This is a genomic window from Paraburkholderia terrae (assembly GCF_002902925.1).
Taxonomy (GTDB): Bacteria; Pseudomonadota; Gammaproteobacteria; order Burkholderiales; family Burkholderiaceae; genus Paraburkholderia; species Paraburkholderia terrae.
In genome coordinates this window covers 1,844,651-1,859,905 of the sequence record NZ_CP026111.1, presented here as the reverse complement: position 1 = coordinate 1,859,905, position 15,255 = coordinate 1,844,651, and the positions used below count along the sequence as shown (strand labels likewise).

14 protein-coding genes, 1 tRNA gene and 1 pseudogene are annotated in these 15,255 nt (G+C 61.0%); 8 read left to right on the top strand and 8 right to left on the bottom strand.

The window, feature by feature from the left end; genetic code table 11:
• Positions 1–18 precede the first annotated feature (18 nt).
• Positions 19–1,185: an acyltransferase family protein gene (locus C2L65_RS08325; RefSeq protein ID WP_174485088.1), complete on the top strand. Its 1,167-nt coding sequence runs from the start codon at positions 19–21 to the stop codon at positions 1,183–1,185.
• A gap of 73 nt (positions 1,186–1,258) precedes the next feature.
• On the opposite strand, the gene C2L65_RS08320 is transcribed toward C2L65_RS08325, so the two are convergent.
• The 4 genes from C2L65_RS08320 to ompR all read right to left on the bottom strand — a co-directional run bounded on the left by C2L65_RS08320 (position 1,259) and on the right by ompR (position 4,808).
• Complete coding sequence (locus C2L65_RS08320) at positions 1,259–1,783, bottom strand: carboxymuconolactone decarboxylase family protein (RefSeq protein WP_042312255.1); 525 nt, start codon at positions 1,781–1,783, stop codon at positions 1,259–1,261.
• A gap of 76 nt (positions 1,784–1,859) precedes the next feature.
• Entirely contained in the window at positions 1,860–2,408 is a 549-nt protein-coding gene (locus tag C2L65_RS08315; protein ID WP_007585877.1) for a peroxiredoxin, read from the bottom strand.
• Between the two features lie 272 nt (positions 2,409–2,680).
• Positions 2,681–4,030, bottom strand: a complete 1,350-nt coding sequence (locus C2L65_RS08310; protein ID WP_007585878.1) for an ATP-binding protein — start codon at positions 4,028–4,030, stop codon at positions 2,681–2,683.
• A 43-nt stretch (positions 4,031–4,073) separates the two neighbouring features.
• Positions 4,074–4,808 carry an osmolarity response regulator transcription factor OmpR gene (gene ompR, locus C2L65_RS08305; protein WP_007585880.1) on the bottom strand — a complete coding sequence of 245 codons (735 nt, stop codon included), beginning with the start codon at positions 4,806–4,808 and terminating at the stop codon, positions 4,074–4,076.
• A 229-nt stretch (positions 4,809–5,037) separates the two neighbouring features.
• Between ompR and C2L65_RS08300 the strand changes: the two genes are divergently transcribed.
• Together C2L65_RS08300 and C2L65_RS08295 are read left to right on the top strand one after the other, a co-directional pair.
• Positions 5,038–5,373, top strand: a complete 336-nt coding sequence (locus tag C2L65_RS08300; RefSeq protein WP_042312303.1) for a hypothetical protein — start codon at positions 5,038–5,040, stop codon at positions 5,371–5,373.
• A 99-nt stretch (positions 5,374–5,472) separates the two neighbouring features.
• Positions 5,473–6,636, top strand: a pseudogene (locus C2L65_RS08295) (DUF1501 domain-containing protein).
• Between the two features lie 3 nt (positions 6,637–6,639).
• Here the strand turns inward: C2L65_RS08295 and C2L65_RS08290 are convergent.
• Positions 6,640–7,473, bottom strand: coding sequence for a squalene/phytoene synthase family protein (locus tag C2L65_RS08290; protein ID WP_042312258.1), 834 nt, complete (start codon positions 7,471–7,473; stop codon positions 6,640–6,642).
• Between the two features lie 279 nt (positions 7,474–7,752).
• Between C2L65_RS08290 and C2L65_RS08285 the strand changes: the two genes are divergently transcribed.
• Positions 7,753–7,839 (top strand) — tRNA-Leu (locus C2L65_RS08285).
• Positions 7,840–8,010: 171 nt separating this feature from the next.
• Here C2L65_RS08285 and C2L65_RS47035 read toward each other — a convergent pair.
• Entirely contained in the window at positions 8,011–8,145 is a 135-nt protein-coding gene (locus C2L65_RS47035) for a hypothetical protein (protein ID WP_255221899.1), read from the bottom strand.
• 220 nt (positions 8,146–8,365) lie between these two features.
• Here C2L65_RS47035 and C2L65_RS08280 point away from each other — a divergent pair, with 220 nt between their 5' ends.
• Positions 8,366–9,139 carry a class II aldolase/adducin family protein gene (locus C2L65_RS08280; RefSeq protein WP_042312259.1) on the top strand — a complete coding sequence of 258 codons (774 nt, stop codon included), beginning with the start codon at positions 8,366–8,368 and terminating at the stop codon, positions 9,137–9,139.
• A 137-nt stretch (positions 9,140–9,276) separates the two neighbouring features.
• Here the strand turns inward: C2L65_RS08280 and C2L65_RS08275 are convergent, their stop codons facing one another.
• Both C2L65_RS08275 and C2L65_RS08270 read right to left on the bottom strand, forming a co-directional pair.
• Complete coding sequence (locus C2L65_RS08275; protein WP_042312261.1) at positions 9,277–9,732, bottom strand: MarR family winged helix-turn-helix transcriptional regulator; 456 nt, start codon at positions 9,730–9,732, stop codon at positions 9,277–9,279.
• Between the two features lie 63 nt (positions 9,733–9,795).
• Positions 9,796–10,941: a glycerate kinase gene (locus C2L65_RS08270; protein ID WP_042312263.1), complete on the bottom strand. Its 1,146-nt coding sequence runs from the start codon at positions 10,939–10,941 to the stop codon at positions 9,796–9,798.
• 523 nt (positions 10,942–11,464) lie between these two features.
• Here C2L65_RS08270 and tig point away from each other — a divergent pair.
• The 3 genes from tig to clpX all read left to right on the top strand — a co-directional run bounded on the left by tig (position 11,465) and on the right by clpX (position 15,133).
• The gene (gene tig / locus C2L65_RS08265; RefSeq protein WP_042312265.1) at positions 11,465–12,811 is read left to right on the top strand and encodes a trigger factor; all 1,347 of its coding nucleotides are present in this window, start codon (positions 11,465–11,467) and stop codon (positions 12,809–12,811) included.
• A gap of 183 nt (positions 12,812–12,994) precedes the next feature.
• On the top strand, positions 12,995–13,654 hold the full coding sequence (gene clpP / locus C2L65_RS08260) for an ATP-dependent Clp endopeptidase proteolytic subunit ClpP (protein ID WP_007585897.1): 660 nt from the start codon (positions 12,995–12,997) through the stop codon (positions 13,652–13,654).
• Positions 13,655–13,861: 207 nt separating this feature from the next.
• The gene (clpX, locus tag C2L65_RS08255; protein WP_007585899.1) at positions 13,862–15,133 is read left to right on the top strand and encodes an ATP-dependent Clp protease ATP-binding subunit ClpX; all 1,272 of its coding nucleotides are present in this window, start codon (positions 13,862–13,864) and stop codon (positions 15,131–15,133) included.
• Positions 15,134–15,255 lie beyond the last annotated feature (122 nt).

Genomic DNA, 15,255 nt, shown 5'->3' with positions numbered 1-15,255 from the left:
AAGTCAAGCGGACGGACAATGACGGCGGTCGACACGCACGTCAAACATTCAGGACACGCGAAAGAGTACGTACGAGGTCTCAACGGGCTGAGAGCGCTGGCCGTCGTGCTGGTGTTCCTGTCGCACAAGGCGCACGTCGAGACCGTCGACGTCGGCAAACTCGGCGTCTGGATCTTCTTTCTCATTAGCGGTTTTCTGATCATCGGGGAACTGCATCGCAATCGCGTGCGTATCGAAGCGGGCAACGCGCGCCGCGAAGCCGTGATGTGCGTGTTCTTCATGAAGCGCGCGTTGCGTATCTTCCCGATCTACTACTTGTTGCTGCTCGCGCTGACGATCGCGCATGCGCTGTTCTATCAGCGCGATGTGGATCTCGGTCTGGCGTGGCATTACTTTTTTCTGTCGGACTACTGGATCGGCATGGTGAAGGACGGCTGGCCGGGGACGGTGTCGCACTTCTGGAGTCTCGCCGTCGAGCAGCAGTTCTATCTCGTCGCGCCGTTCCTGCTTGTGCTGACGCCGGCGTCGCGGCATCGGATGGTGTGCGCGCTCGTGGTGCTGACGGGCGTCGCTGGTCATCTCGCGATGCATGCTGCGGGCGCCAGCGAGCCGTTGATCTACGCGTTATCGCCGTTGAATTTCGCGCTGCTCGCGCTCGGTGGACTGTGCGGGATGTTGGGGCAGGAGACTGGTCTTGCGCGCGCGGCGGGGCATTTTTCAACGGGCATGGCCGGCGCGCTCGGCTTGCTGGTGTTCGCGACGCAGCCTCTGTGGAGCAATTGGGCCTTGCCGTTTTCAGCCGCCAGTTCCCCGTGGATCGACATCGGCCTTGCGCTCTCGCTCTGCGTGCTGTTCGCGTGGATCGTACACCGCCCGGGCAGCATCGTCGTGTCGACGCTCGAACTCAAACCGCTCGACTATCTCGGCACGATAAGCTACGGCTTCTATCTGTTCCACAACCTGATTCCGTCGAAGCTCGGCTTCGCTCCGGTCTGGTTTGCCGCGCCGACATGGATTCACGTACTGTGCGCGCTCACGCTGCAATTCGCGCTTGCCGTGCTGCTCGCGCATCTGTCGTGGCATCTGATCGAGAAGCGGCTGCTCGAACTAAAGAAGCCTTTCGAGGCCGCGATAGGGCGCAGATTGCCGGCGCGCCGTCTGCGCACCCAAACGCAACCGCGCTGACTTGTGAATCGCGAAAGCAAAAACGCCACGCATTCGGCGTGGCGTTTCTCTTCAGGCGCGAAATGCTGGCGGCTTACTTGCCTTCAGCCACGATCACTTGCGCAGCTGCATTGACGACAGCGGCAATGCGACCCACGTCGCGCAGTTGCGTCGAACTCATGCCTTCGTTGACCAGCGTATCGAAGTGCGACTTCACGCAGAAATGGCACTTGCCGATGATCGACGCGGCCAGTGCGTACATTTCGAAGCGACGCTTGTCGACGCCGCCATGCGACGCGTACGCGTTCATCCGCAAGCCAGCGGGCTGCGATTTCAGATCGGCGTTTTGCGTCATCTCGACGTACGGATACCAGACGTTGTTCATGCCCATCAGCGCGGCGGCCGTCAGCGCGCCATTGACTTCTTCCGGCGACAGCACGCCCGCTTCACGGATCGCCGCGATGATCTTCGGGCTCTTCGCAGCAAACGCGGCGGCCAGCGCGACGCCAACGGCATCGTTGCCTTGGAGCGACGAGCGCGCAATCGTGCCGTCCAGATTCAGGCGAATGTCTTTGGCGTAATCAGGAATAAGCTCTTTAATCGCGGCGATGAATTCCATTGATATCTCCTATCAAATTGCCGATAAAAAAGCCCGCTGGCCTTTTCAAGCTTAGCGGGCTTTCAACTGCGAGTCCTTACAGCGTCGCGCCGCCGACAGCGCGGTTGCACGGGCACAGTTCGTCCGTTTGCAGACCGTCCAGAATACGCAGAACTTCTTCCGGGTTACGGCCGACGTTCAGGTTGTTCACCGAAACGTGCTGGATCGTGTTGTCCGGATCGACGATGAACGTGGCGCGCAGTGCGACGCCAGCTTCCTTGTCGCGCACGCCGAGCTGGTCGATCAGTTCGCCCTTGACGTCGCCGAACGCGTAGTGGTTCAGCTTGTTCAGGTCCTTGTGTTCACGGCGCCATGCGAGCTTGACGAATTCGTTGTCGACGCTGCCGCCGAGCAGAACGGCATCGCGCTCTTCGAAGTCTTTGGCCAGCTTGCCGAACTCGACGATTTCCGTCGGGCAAACGAACGTGAAGTCCTTCGGGTAGAAATAGATGATCTTCCACTTGCCCGGGAACGACGATTCGGTGATTTCTTCGAACGCCGATACGCCGTTCTCTTCGTGGTTATTGAAACCTGGCTTCGCAGCCGTCACGGTAAAGGCTTCGACTTTATCGCCGACAGTTTTCATGCGTTGACTCCTTGAGAATTGGCAAATGAGATTCACGACAACCCGCTCAAACTACCTGCTGGCTGTAACGAACACGTTACACGCTTAAGACTATAACTCTATTAATCAATCGTATCAATAGTTTTTTTCTAACAAAGTGGATGAATTTTCTCGAACGCGGCGATAGGGCAGTTTGGGAATAATCGGTTTCGCACGAAATCGGGGAAAATATTGCACAAAAAAGCAGCGGCCTGAAATGGATGCCGGCTACTTCAGCCGGATTTCTGTCCGTTTCAGACGCTTTTGGCGAGCGGAAACTCGATTGTCACTTCGAGCCCTGGCAGCGGCGTGCGGTTGCGCAGTCGCAACGCGCCCCGATAGCGTCCGACGAGCCGCTGCACGATCGCCATCCCAAGCCCCGTGCCGTTGGCCTGCGTGCGCGCCGAGTTCACACGGTAGAACGGCCGCGTGACGAGCGCGAGCTGATCTTCGGGAATGCCTGGACCTTCATCCACCACCGACAACTCGACTCGCGAATGCGACACCCGCGTCTCAAGAATCACATGCGGGATGCCATCGGACTCGGACAGTCCGTACTTGCGCGCGTTCTCGATCAGATTGCCGACGACTCGCCGGATATCCGTCTCGTCCGCTTCGATCACGGCGGACGGCGCCAGCCGGGTAACCAGACGCATGCCGTCTTCGCTCGACATACGCGCAGCCAGTTCTCCTGCGATCACGGAAAGGTCGACAGGTTCCGGCATCCGCTGCACAGGGCGCGCGTAGTCAAGGAAGCGCCCGATGATCATGTCCATCTGCTCGATGTCGTCGATCATCGCGTCCTTGGTCGCCTGGTCGGACGGGCTCATTTCCGTTTCCAGGCGCAGACGCGCCAGCGGCGTGCGCAGGTCGTGCGAAATGCCCGCGAGCATCAGCGCGCGGTCCGCTTCGAGCTGCTCCAGGTCCTGCACCATCTGGTTGAAGCTTCGGTTGGTTTCGGCCGCGACGCCCATGCCGCGCTCGGGCAGTTTCTCCGGCGCCTGGCCCGAACCGACCTTGCGCGCGGCCATCGCAAGCCGCGCGAACGGCCGGTTCACGAGACTCGTGATGAACGCCGCGCCGAACAGCGATAGCGCGAGCGCGAAAATACCCCAGCCTGCCCATTGCAGGCCCGTCACACTGTCGAGCTGATCGCGGTCGAGCGCCACCCAGTAATCATCGTCGTCGATCTTGAAGCTGATCCACACGCCTGGAATGTCGTTCACCGACTGCGCGATGATCGTGTCGTCGCCGAGGCGTCCGCGAATGTCATGCTCGATCAGACGGTTGAGCGATTCATCGGGCTGCAGCTTGTACTTGTCGGTGGTTTCGCGCGGATACACGCGCACGCCTTCATTGCTTTCCAGATCTTGCAGCAGCGCGCGCCGCAGATCGGGATCGGAATAGAGGAGTGCGGTACGCGTGAGCTTGACGATCGCGACGAGCTGCAGCGCGACGCGTTGCGCGCGCGGCTCGCGCTCGATCACACGGAAGCTCTGGAACCAGGCGGCAAGGCTGACCGCGATCAACAGCGCGATCAGCAGGAACGTTCGCCAGAACAGGCCGCCGAACGCGAGCGTCAGGAGGCGCCGGTCGATCCGCATGCGGCCTTCTTATGGAAGAAGAGAAACAACTGGAGCGGCAAATTCAGGCTGCGCCGTCGGGGATGAACACGTATCCCAGACCCCAAACCGTCTGGATGAAACGCGGGCTGCCCGGGTCCGGCTCGATCAGCTTGCGCAGACGCGAAATCTGTACGTCGAGGCTGCGGTCGAACACTTCGTATTCACGGCCGCGCGCCAGTTCCATCAGCTTTTCGCGCGACAGCGGCTGGCGCGGATGACGCGCGAACACCTTGAGCACCGAGAACTCGCCCGTGGTCAACGGGATTTCCTGGCCGGCCTTGGTGAGCGTGCGCGTGGCGAGATTCAGCGCGAATTCGCCGAACTCGAACACTTCCGACGTCTCCGACGGCGCGCCCGGCAATTCGGACGGCGACTGGCGGCGCAACACCGCGTGAATGCGCGCGACCAGCTCGCGCGGATTGAATGGCTTGGGCAGGTAGTCGTCGGCGCCCATTTCGAGGCCGACGATACGATCGACATCCTCACCCTTGGCGGTGAGCATGATGATCGGCGTGCGATCGTTGCTGCCGCGCAGACGCCGGCAGATGGAAAGACCGTCTTCGCCCGGCAACATCAGGTCGAGCACCAGAAGGTCGAAACGTTCACGCACCCACAGCTTGTTCATCGACGGCGCGTTCTCGGCGACATAAACGTTGAAGCCCTGCTCGCCGAGGTAGCGGCGCAGCAGATCGCGCAGACGCGGGTCGTCATCGACGACGAGAATTTTCGAAGGGTTTTTGGTTTCCATGGTCGGCATCTTAGCGCGATTAGAGAGAGGCGCACGTTTGCACCAATTATCACGTAACAGTCAGTTACAAAATTTACCCGGCCTGTGGCACGACGTAAAGGCTTGGCGCTTACACTCCTTTACTGTTTGCGCCAGTTCGGTAGATACTTCACTCGAATAAAGCTCTCGCACCCGGTTTCAAGCCGGAGTCAATACACGTATCTGAGGTTGCCGGTTGCCGCGCCACGAAGGGAAAAAGATGAAGGGAGGGGTCTGGCCGAACGTGCGCCTGAGCGTGATCGCTGTCGCTGTTGCGATCGTGTTCGCGAGCGCGTTGAGCCCGGTTCCCGCCCATGCCGATTCCTCGACGGACCGCAACACCGACACGCGACCGCCCCAGCGCCCGCATACGCGCACGGGCCGCCAGCCGCACAATCCCGACGCGGATCGTCCCGCATCAGACGCGATCATGCGAGCAACCGCCGTGCCGCCCGATCTGGATCAACGTCGGCGCGACGGACATATGACGCCTGAAGAACGGCGTTTGTTGCGGCAGCATATCGAAGACGCCGTTCGCGAACTGTACAAGCGCTGACGCCTGGTTTTTACGCACAGTGGACCGTCGCCGCTTCGGCACGATGGCCGTGCGTTTGCCGTTGGTGTCGGGCAAAGTCATTCATCCAGTGAGGCATCGATGAAGCGACGCGAGTTTCTGACGATGGCGGCGGCAGCGTGCGCCTCGCTATCGATGCCGCGCGTGTTCGCCGCGCCACACGCGAGCAGCGGCATATCGACGCAACTGGATGCGGGCGCAACGGGTCGCGCGCCGGGCAAACTGCTCATCCTGATCGAACTCAAAGGCGGAAACGACGGTTTGAACACCGTCATTCCTTTCGCCGATTCCACCTACTACGCACTGCGTGAACACATCGCGATACCGCGCGACCGTGTGCTGCCGCTGGACGCGCGTATGGCGCTGCATCCTGCGATGCGCGCGCTGCTGCCTTTCTGGCGCGATGGACAACTGGCGGTCGTGCAGGGTGTCGGTTGCGCGCAGGATCATGCATCGCATTTCCGTTCGACTGAGATCTGGGACACGGCATCGTGCGCCGATGCGTACCGGCGCGACGGTTGGCTGACGCGTGCGGTCGGGCAATGCGCCGCGATGCAGCAGGGCATTGCGGCGGCATCGTTCGGGAGTGTGGAGCCGGGGCCGTTCGCCGGTTCCGTGGATCGTGCCGGGACCGATGAGGTGTGGACGCGTGTCGATGACCCCGATGCCGCGTCGCACGTCGATGGAATCGACGCGGACGAAGGCGAGGGCGTCCACGTTCCCGGCGCCATGCGCGCACTTCAGGTGAACGCACCGACGCTTCGCAATTCGATCGATGCCGCGCTGCGCGCGATCGTAGACCGGATGCCGCCGCATACGTGCGGCGCGATCCGGCTTACCCTCGATGGTTTCGACACGCACAGCAATCAGCCTGCGCGGCACGCAGCTTTGCTCGCGCAACTCGCCGAAGGCTGCGCGACCCTGCGCGCGGAACTCACGCGACGCGGCCGCTGGCGCGACACGCTCATCATGACGTACTCGGAATTCGGCCGGTCCGCCCACGAGAACATTCATCGCGGCACCGGGCATGGCGGCGGCGCCGCGCATTTCGTGCTGGGTGGTCAGGTGCGTGGAGGCTTGTAAGGTCGCGCGCCCGATCTCGCGCGATTAGACACCGCCGGCAATCTGCCTGTCGAGATCGACTTCAGACAGCTTTACGCGACCGCGCTCGGCCCGTTCCTGAAACTGGATGCAAACGCGATCCTTCAGGACGACGTTCCGCCGCTGCCATTGCTACGCACTTGAACGTCAGTGCTTGCGCGCCGCTCGCCACGCGACCCAAAGCTTGCGGATCGGCGTGAGCGCGATGCGTTGATGAAGCACGCGGTAGCCGTCGCGCTCGATCTCGTCGAGCAAGGCCAGCGCCAGTGCGGCCAACGCGCGCAGCGTGCGCTGCGAGTGACGCTCGCCAACGGGTAGCGCATCGAGCGCCTTGCGGATCGCGTCGCGGGCGCGCGCTGTCTGGAAGCGCATCAGCTCGGTGAACGCGTCCGTGTACTTGCGGTTGATCAGATCCGCCGCCGTCACGTTGTAGCGCTGCATCTCGTCGATGGGGATGTAGATGCGGCCATGCCGCGCGTCGTTGCCGAGTTCGACGACGATCTGCGCGAGCATCAAGGCCTCGCCGAGCGGGGCGGCCCACACTTGCGCCTGCGACGGATCGCGCGCCGTCGCGCGCGCAACCACGGATGCGAAGTTGCCACCGACCCCGGCCATATAGCGGCGCAGGTTCGGATAGTCGAGATAGCGCGCCTGGTCGAGGTCCATTTCGAAGCCCGCGATCAACGCCTGCAACGTGGGATATTCCGCCTGCACGTCGGGCAGATGCGCAGCGAGCGCCTGAGACACAGGGTGCGTCGGTTCGCCCGCGGCGAGCGCCGCCGCTTCCTTTTGCCACCACGCGAGCTTCGTGCGTCCGATGGTCGGATCGGTCGTTTCCTTCACGGTTTCTTCGAACTCGCGACGCAGCGCGAACAGCGCGGTGAGCAACGGCTGCCGCGCGATGGGCGCCTGGCGCAGTGCGTAGTAGGTGCTCGAGCCGGGAGGCGCTGCTTTCTGCAGGCAGTATTCGTCGAAATTCACTGGGATTGGCTTGTGGGGAGGCGGTCGCGCACGGCTGTGCGCGAGAGACCGAAAATTGTAGCATCGACGATATTCGACAGATGCAGACAAGCGCAGACCAATCGGTTAGAATCTCGCGCTTACGCTTTTGGCCGTGGCTTTTTCAGCGCGTTCGTTCGTGGCGACGGCGGGTCTGATCTTACAGGTTCGGATTTGTTCAAGCGAACGAGATCGCGATGGAATTGCAGCGTCCATTCGCCGGCGAGACATCGGGTGTTGCACCTCACGCATCGCCCGGCTGCGAGGATGGCGAAATTGGTAGACGCACCAGGTTTAGGTCCTGACGCCCGCAAGGGTGTAGGGGTTCGAGTCCCCTTCCTCGCACCACTTTTTTCTCATTGCCGTACATAAAACCCTGCCCGTATCCGACGTGCGGGGTTTTTTGTTTTTGCGCCCCGACACAGTGATCGCGCAGACTCGCACGCGATCAATCGACGCGCACAAAAAAACCCCGCGCGAAGGCGGGGCTGGCTCATCACATTGACGATCCGCGGCTGCTTAGTGGCAGCGCTTTTCCCAGTGATGATGCACTTTCACCTTATGGCACTCGTGATGATGGTCGTTTGCGAATGCCGACGACATGCTCATGAAACCAGCGGCAGCGGCGACCAGTGCCAGAACAACCTTCTTCATTTTCGATCCTTAAAATCAGAGAGATAAAGCGAGCGGCGATCGTAACAAGTCCCGTTTACGATTGGCTTGGACTCGGTCGTTTTGTGCGTGAAGTACGCTGTGTATCGTGAAGCGCGGCCATCGACCCATCTGGTTGCACGCACAACCAGATTCTCCTATCCTGCGTTCAAGCGATCTGCGATCCTTTAGCTCATCACGGTGCAAGAAGAGGAGCGTGCAAATGGCATCGACCGATGTTCGACTACCCTCAGACATCGGCGCGTATGCCGACGGGGAACGCACGCTGCGCGTGACACTCGCAGGCACCTATCGCGTGTTCGCGATGCTCGGCTGGACCGAGTTGATCTACAACCACATCACCTTGCGCGTGCCCGGCACGCACAGCCACTTTCTGATCAACCCGTTCGGCCTGCACTACACGGAAGTGACGGCGTCGAATCTGGTGAAGATCGATGTCGACGGGAATGTGCTCGACGGCTCGCCGCATCCGGTGAATCCGGCGGGTTTCGTCGTGCATGCTGCGATTCATCGCGCGTTGCCCGATGCGCACTGCGTGATGCACACGCATACGACGGCGGGTCTTGCCGTCGCATGCTCGCAGACGGGGCTCGTCAACAACAACTTCTATTCGGCACAACTGCATGGGATGGTCGCGTATCACGACTTCGAAGGCATTACCGTGCGCGCCGACGAAGGGCCGCGCATCGTTGCGAATCTCGGCGACAAACGTTTGTTGATCTTGCGTAATCACGGCCTGCTGTCGATTGGCGAAACGATCGCGCAAGCCTTCGCGCGGCTCTGGACGCTCAACCGGGCTTGCGACATTCAACTGGCAACGGCGACGCTCGGACCCGCGCGCATGATCGGCGACGAGATCGCCGCGCGCTGCACGCGTGATTCACTACAGTTCGATCCGCGGCACGGCGCAGGAGAAGATGTGCTGAATGCGTTGCTGCGCCAGGCCGATCGGATCGATCCGTCGTATCGCGAGTAGAAGCGTGAAAGCCGCCGTGCGAGACGCCATGCGGGCTGACTTGTGAATGAGTGTTTAAGGAATTAGGCAACGACGGAGTCGACGGCGCCACGCAAGCGCCGATCGATGAGCGTTGGCCCTGACTTCGTCTGACCTGACTACGCTGCGTTACGCGCGATCGCGGTTTCGATCACCTTGTCGAGTGCTTCGCTGAGCGCGATCTTCTCGCGGTCGTCGAGGCAATCGAAGAGATCGACGTTCCACTTGCGCGCGATGGGCATCACCTTGCGATAGAGCGCACGGCCTTCCGTGGTCAACGATACGAGCACCACGCGGCCATCGTCCGCGCTCGCTTCGCGTTGCACGAGGCCTTGTCTGATCAAGGCTTCGGCTGCACGGCTCGCCTGACTCTTGTCGAGGTTCGCGTGGCGCGCGAGATCCATGATCGAGAATGGTCCGAACGATCCAACCGATGCAATCACGCGCGCCTCGGGAAGCGTCACGTCGAGCTTGGCCATATACCGTTCGCTGATGCCCCGCTCGGAAAGTTTATTCAGCACGTGCAGACGATACGTCAGAAACTGTTCGAGTCCGGCTTTGTCGGAGGCCTTCATGGTCTTCCTGTTGTGAGTGGATGCAGTCCGGTGATGTGATTGTTGCTGCATCCGCTCGCGCGGTCAACGCGGGCCAAACCTGAGTCGCGTCATCTGTTCGGCTTCGTTCGCAAGCAAGATGGCTGCGTCGCGAATCGCTACTTCGAGCGTGATCGGGCCGGGGGCCGGCGAGAAGCATCCGCTGAAATGCTCGGCGAGTTTTGGCAGCGCCGCTGGGTCGACAGCGCCCGAGAGCAGCGTGGCCGGCACGCCCGCGGCGCGCGCATGCCGGCAGGCGATGAAGGGCGCCTTGCCGTGCAGCGTTTGCACGTCGGAGCGGCCTTCGCCCGTGATTAGCCAGTTGGCGCCTTCGAGCGCCGCGTCGAGGCCGATCTGTCGCGCGACGACTTCCGCGCCCGGCTCGAAATCGGCGCCCAGCATATGCAGTGCGAAACCGAGTCCACCCGCCGCGCCCGCACCCGGCTGGTTGCGCGCGACACGGTTCATGGCCGGCTCGACGAGGTCGGCAAAGCGGGCGAGGGCGGCGTCGATCGTCGCGACCTGCTCTGGCTTTACGCCTTTTTGCGGACCGAAGACTGCCGTTGCGCCGTGATCGCCCGTCAACGGGTTGTCGACATCCGACATGCCGACGAACGTTGCCTCGCGCAGACGAGCATCGAGTCCCGATGCATCGACGCGCGCCAGTTGAGCAAGTTGCTCGGGCGTCGCGTCGAGTTCATGCCCTTGCGCATCGAATAGCTTGAGCCCGAGACCGACGAGCAAACCCGCGCCGCCGTCGTTCGTGCTGCTGCCGCCCAGCGCGACGAAGAAGCGCCGCACACCCGCGTCCAGCAGCGAGCGGATGGCTTCGCCCATACCGCGCGTGCTGCGCTTTTCCACGGGAACGCCCATGCCGACGGGGTCCGTGATGCCGACGACCTCCGCTGTTTCGATGATCGCGCTGCCGTCGGCGAGCAGACCCGTCACGCCTTCACGCGCAGGGCCTGCCGCGCCCCGCACCGTGAGCATGCGGCGTTCGCCGCCGCTGGTGAGCATGGCGTCGAGCGTGCCTTCGCCGCCGTCGGCCATGGCGCAGACGCGGATGGTCGCGTCGGGCCGCGCGCGCAGAATGCCTGTCGCGATGGATTGCGCGACCTGCTCCGCGGAGAGCGAACCTTTGAACGAATCAGGGGCGATGACGACGATGGGCGCGGACGACGTATTCGGCATGGTGTCTCTGATGATTTTCTGTGAGTAGGCATCGCTGTGCTCGCCGCGATGCGATGAAGCACCCGGACCGCCTATGCGCGCGGCAGCGGCGTATCAGGATGTGGTGAAGCTTATCAGCATGCGGCGCGCGACTGAATATACCCGAAGGTATAGGCAGAATTGACTTTGATTCACAGTTGGCGCGGACCGTGGCGGATCAAGTGCATGTTTGGAATCGCTCGGAAGGCGGTTGGAATCGGGCCTCGCAGCCCGCAAAAAATCGCGAAACAGCGAATCCGGCTAGGCGCGCAAATAGTTTGCTAAAATATTTGGCTCTCTGACCCAAACTGTGCTGCCGGCGGCCTCACAGCCCGCGGCGAGAGGCACGCGATCGATGTCACACTTGACTGAGCGAAGCGTAGCGGCGACCCGCGCAAAAGCGAATGCAGCGCGCAGTGTCGAACGCACGACGCAAAGCGGACATCGACAGGCGGCGCACACAAGATAACTGATTCGCTCGAATAATTTTAGGACGATTGAAGCCATGGCTAACGTTGTTGAAAACCTCGGCAAGCTCGAACGCCGCGTGACGATTTCCCTGCCGAAAGACACCGTGCAGAAGGAAGTGGATTCGCGCATCCGTCAACTCGCGAAGAACGTGCGCATGCCGGGTTTCCGCCCGGGCAAGGTGCCGCTCAAGATGGTGACGCAGCAGTACGCGGGTCAGGTGGAAGCCGAAGTGCTGAGCGACAAGGTTGGCAAAGAGTTCTTCGACATCAGCCGCGCGGAAAACCTGCGCGTCGCTGGCCAGCCGAGCTTCAGCCCGAAGACGGACGCTACCGAAGGCGACTACGCATTCGACGCGACCTTCGAGGTTTACCCGGAAGTGAAGCTGGGCGACGTCGCGACGGCTGAAATCGAACGCACGAAGACCACCATCAGCGACGCTGAAATCGACCGCACGCTGGACATCCTGCGCAAGCAGCGCGTGCATTACCACGCTCGCGGCGAAGCCGGCGAGCATGGCGACGGCGGCGGGGACACGGCTGCGAAGGACGGCGACCGCGTGACGGTCGACTTCATCGGCAAGATCGACGGTGAAGCATTCCAGGGCGGCAGCGCGGACGACTTCGCGTTTGTCCTGGGTGAAGGCCGCATGCTGCCGGAATTCGAAAAGGCCGCGCTTGGCCTGAAGGTCGGCGAGTCGAAGGAATTCGACCTTGCGTTCCCCGAGGACTATCACGGCAAGGAAGTCGCCGGCAAGACCGCGCAGTTCACCATCACGATGAAGACGATCGAGTGGCCGCATCTGCCCGAAATCGACGGCGAATTCGCGAAGTCGCTCGGCATCGAAGACGGCGATCTGACCAAGATGCGCGCCGAAATCCGTGACAACCTCGAGCGCGAAGCGAAGCGCCGCACGCAGGCTGTCGTGAAGAACCAGGTGATGGACGCGCTGCTGAAAATCTCCGAACTCGACGTGCCGAAGGCGCTGATCGAGCAGGATCAGGAGCGCCTCGTCGAAATGGCGCGTCAGGACCTCACGCAACGCGGCGTGCCGAACGCGAAGGATGCACCGATCCCCGCAGAAATGTTCGCCGAGCAGGCAGAGCGCCGCGTCAAGCTGGGCCTCGTGCTGGCCGAGCTGGTCAAGGCCAACGAACTGCAGGCCAAGCCGGAACAGATCCGCGCGGAAGTTGATGAATTCGCGAAAAGCTACGAAGACCCGAAGGAAGTCGTCCGCTGGTATTATTCGAACCAGCAGCGTCTTGCCGAGATGGAAGCCTATGTCGTTGAGTCCAACGTCGTCGATTTCGTCCTGAGCAAGGCGAAGGTGACGGACAAGGAAGTGAGCTTCGAAGAGCTGGCAAGCGCAACGGCGCAAGCGTAATAGCATCGCTGTAACGGCGTGCTGGCTGTCCGAGCGACGGCCCGCACGCCGTTTTTCCATATGAGCACGGCCGATTATGCTAAAAGAATGCTTGTCGGCTGTTTTGGCTCTTGAAGAAACGCGCGGGCGCACCTACTTGTCCAGAACCGATTATCAGAACATTTCCTGACAAGGATCCATTGCATGACCTTTCGCGCTCAAATGCTGGACACGTTGACCTCGCAGTCGTCGCGGGATCGGGATCTCGAAGCGCAAGCGCTCGGCCTCGTGCCGATCGTCGTCGAAACGAGCGGCCGCGGTGAACGTTCGTATGACATCTACTCGCGCCTGCTGAAGGAGCGTGTGGTGTTCCTGGTTGGCGAAGTGAACGATCAGACTGCGAACCTCGTGATCGCACAGTTGCTGTTCCTCGAAAGCGAGAATCCGGACAAGGACATCAGCTTCTACATCAACAGCCCGGGCGGTTCGGTGTCGGCAGGGATGGCGATCTACGACACGATGCAATTCATCAAGCCGGACGTCTCGACGCTGTGCATGGGCCTCGCGGCCAGCATGGGCGCGTTCCTGCTGGCGGCGGGCGCGAAAGGCAAGCGTTTTGCGCTGCCGAACGCACGCGTGATGATTCACCAGCCGCTGGGCGGCGCGCGCGGCCAGGCATCGGACATCGAAATTCAGGCACGCGAAATCCTGTACCTGAAGGAGCGCCTGAACCAGTTGCTGTCGCACCACACCGGTCAACCCGTCGAGCGCATCCAGCGCGACACGGACCGCGACAACTTCATGTCGGGCGACGATGCGCAGGCTTACGGCCTCGTCGACCAGGTGCTGCACAAGCGTCCGTAAACAATCGCCGAAACATGGCTGATCCGGAGCGCTTTTTCTCCAAATTGGGGGAAGAGCGCCGGCGCGAAACCTTGTGAAATAATAAGACCCGTCTGAACGCCTGCGGCAAACGCCGTCACAGCTTTTGCGCATCCGTCCCGCCCCGAACTGAACGAGGCGGGCAAACGGCGTATCATGTCATTCGAGTGTCCGGAGGCTCACACATCTATGGCGGACAAAAAAGGTTCTAACAGCGAGAAGCTGTTGTATTGCTCGTTCTGCGGCAAAAGCCAGCACGAGGTTAAAAAACTGATTGCTGGCCCGTCGGTATTCATCTGTGATGAATGTATCGACCTGTGCAACGAAATCATTCGCGACGAAGCAGCGGGCGCGGGTCTGGAAACGGGCCTGTCCAAGTCCGACCTGCCCAGTCCTCAGGAAATCCGCGACATTCTCGATCAATACGTGATCGGGCAAGAACGCGCGAAGAAAATTCTCGCGGTCGCGGTCTACAACCACTACAAGCGCCTGAAACATCTCGACAAGAAGGACGACATCGAGCTGTCGAAGAGCAACATCCTGCTGATCGGGCCGACCGGCTCCGGCAAGACGCTGCTCGCGCAGACCCTTGCACGCCTTCTGAACGTGCCGTTCGTGATCGCCGACGCGACCACGCTGACGGAAGCCGGCTATGTCGGCGAGGATGTCGAGAACATCATTCAGAAGCTGCTGCAAAACTGCAATTACGAAGTCGACAAGGCGCAGCGTGGCATCGTCTATATCGACGAAATCGACAAGATCAGCCGAAAGTCCGACAACCCGTCGATTACCCGTGACGTGTCGGGTGAAGGCGTGCAGCAGGCACTGCTGAAGCTGGTCGAAGGCACGATGGCGTCGGTGCCGCCGCAAGGTGGCCGTAAGCATCCGAACCAGGATTTCATCCAGGTCGATACGACCAACATCCTGTTTATCTGCGGCGGTGCATTCGATGGCCTCGAAAAGGTGATCGTGGACCGTACCGAGAAAACAGGGATCGGTTTCGGTGCGAGCGTCAAGAGCAAGCAGGATCGTGATGCAGGCGAAGTGCTACGCGAAGTCGAACCAGAAGATCTCATCAAATTCGGCCTGATTCCAGAGCTGATCGGACGTCTGCCCGTCGTGGCGACGCTCGGCAAGCTGGACGAAGTCGCGCTGATGAAGATTCTGGTCGAACCCAAGAACGCGCTCATCAAGCAGTATCACAAGCTGTTCAACATGGAACGCGTCGAGCTGGAGATCCGTCCCGCCGCGTTGCAAGCCATCGCCCGCAAGGCGATCCGTCGTAAGACTGGCGCACGTGGCTTGCGTTCGATCCTGGAACAGGCGTTGCTTGACGTCATGTATGAATTGCCGACAATGAAGGGCGTCAGCAAAGTCATTATTGACGACAATGTCATTGATGGTGACGGAAAGCCGCTACTGATCTACGAAGACGCGCCAAAGGTTGCGGGTTCGAATTGATCGGCTTCCCGATTTTTGAAAAAAAGCCGTTCATGGCAACGTGAACGGCTTTTTTCGTTTATCGTGTCGTCAGGATGGACTGTTTTTCTGGAGTCACTGAACTTTTCCCACACGCGAAGGCT

Coding starts and splice junctions, on each gene's coding strand:
- C2L65_RS08325 (WP_174485088.1), top strand. CDS start 19: ATGACGGCGGTCGACACGCACGTCAAACATTCAGGACACGCGAAAGAG.
- C2L65_RS08320 (WP_042312255.1), bottom strand. CDS start 1,783: ATGGAATTCATCGCCGCGATTAAAGAGCTTATTCCTGATTACGCCAAA.
- C2L65_RS08315 (WP_007585877.1), bottom strand. CDS start 2,408: ATGAAAACTGTCGGCGATAAAGTCGAAGCCTTTACCGTGACGGCTGCG.
- C2L65_RS08310 (WP_007585878.1), bottom strand. CDS start 4,030: ATGCGGATCGACCGGCGCCTCCTGACGCTCGCGTTCGGCGGCCTGTTC.
- ompR (WP_007585880.1), bottom strand. CDS start 4,808: ATGCCGACCATGGAAACCAAAAACCCTTCGAAAATTCTCGTCGTCGAT.
- C2L65_RS08300 (WP_042312303.1), top strand. CDS start 5,038: ATGAAGGGAGGGGTCTGGCCGAACGTGCGCCTGAGCGTGATCGCTGTC.
- C2L65_RS47035 (WP_255221899.1), bottom strand. CDS start 8,145: ATGAAGAAGGTTGTTCTGGCACTGGTCGCCGCTGCCGCTGGTTTCATG.
- C2L65_RS08280 (WP_042312259.1), top strand. CDS start 8,366: ATGGCATCGACCGATGTTCGACTACCCTCAGACATCGGCGCGTATGCC.
- C2L65_RS08275 (WP_042312261.1), bottom strand. CDS start 9,732: ATGAAGGCCTCCGACAAAGCCGGACTCGAACAGTTTCTGACGTATCGT.
- C2L65_RS08270 (WP_042312263.1), bottom strand. CDS start 10,941: ATGCCGAATACGTCGTCCGCGCCCATCGTCGTCATCGCCCCTGATTCG.
- tig (WP_042312265.1), top strand. CDS start 11,465: ATGGCTAACGTTGTTGAAAACCTCGGCAAGCTCGAACGCCGCGTGACG.
- clpP (WP_007585897.1), top strand. CDS start 12,995: ATGACCTTTCGCGCTCAAATGCTGGACACGTTGACCTCGCAGTCGTCG.
- clpX (WP_007585899.1), top strand. CDS start 13,862: ATGGCGGACAAAAAAGGTTCTAACAGCGAGAAGCTGTTGTATTGCTCG.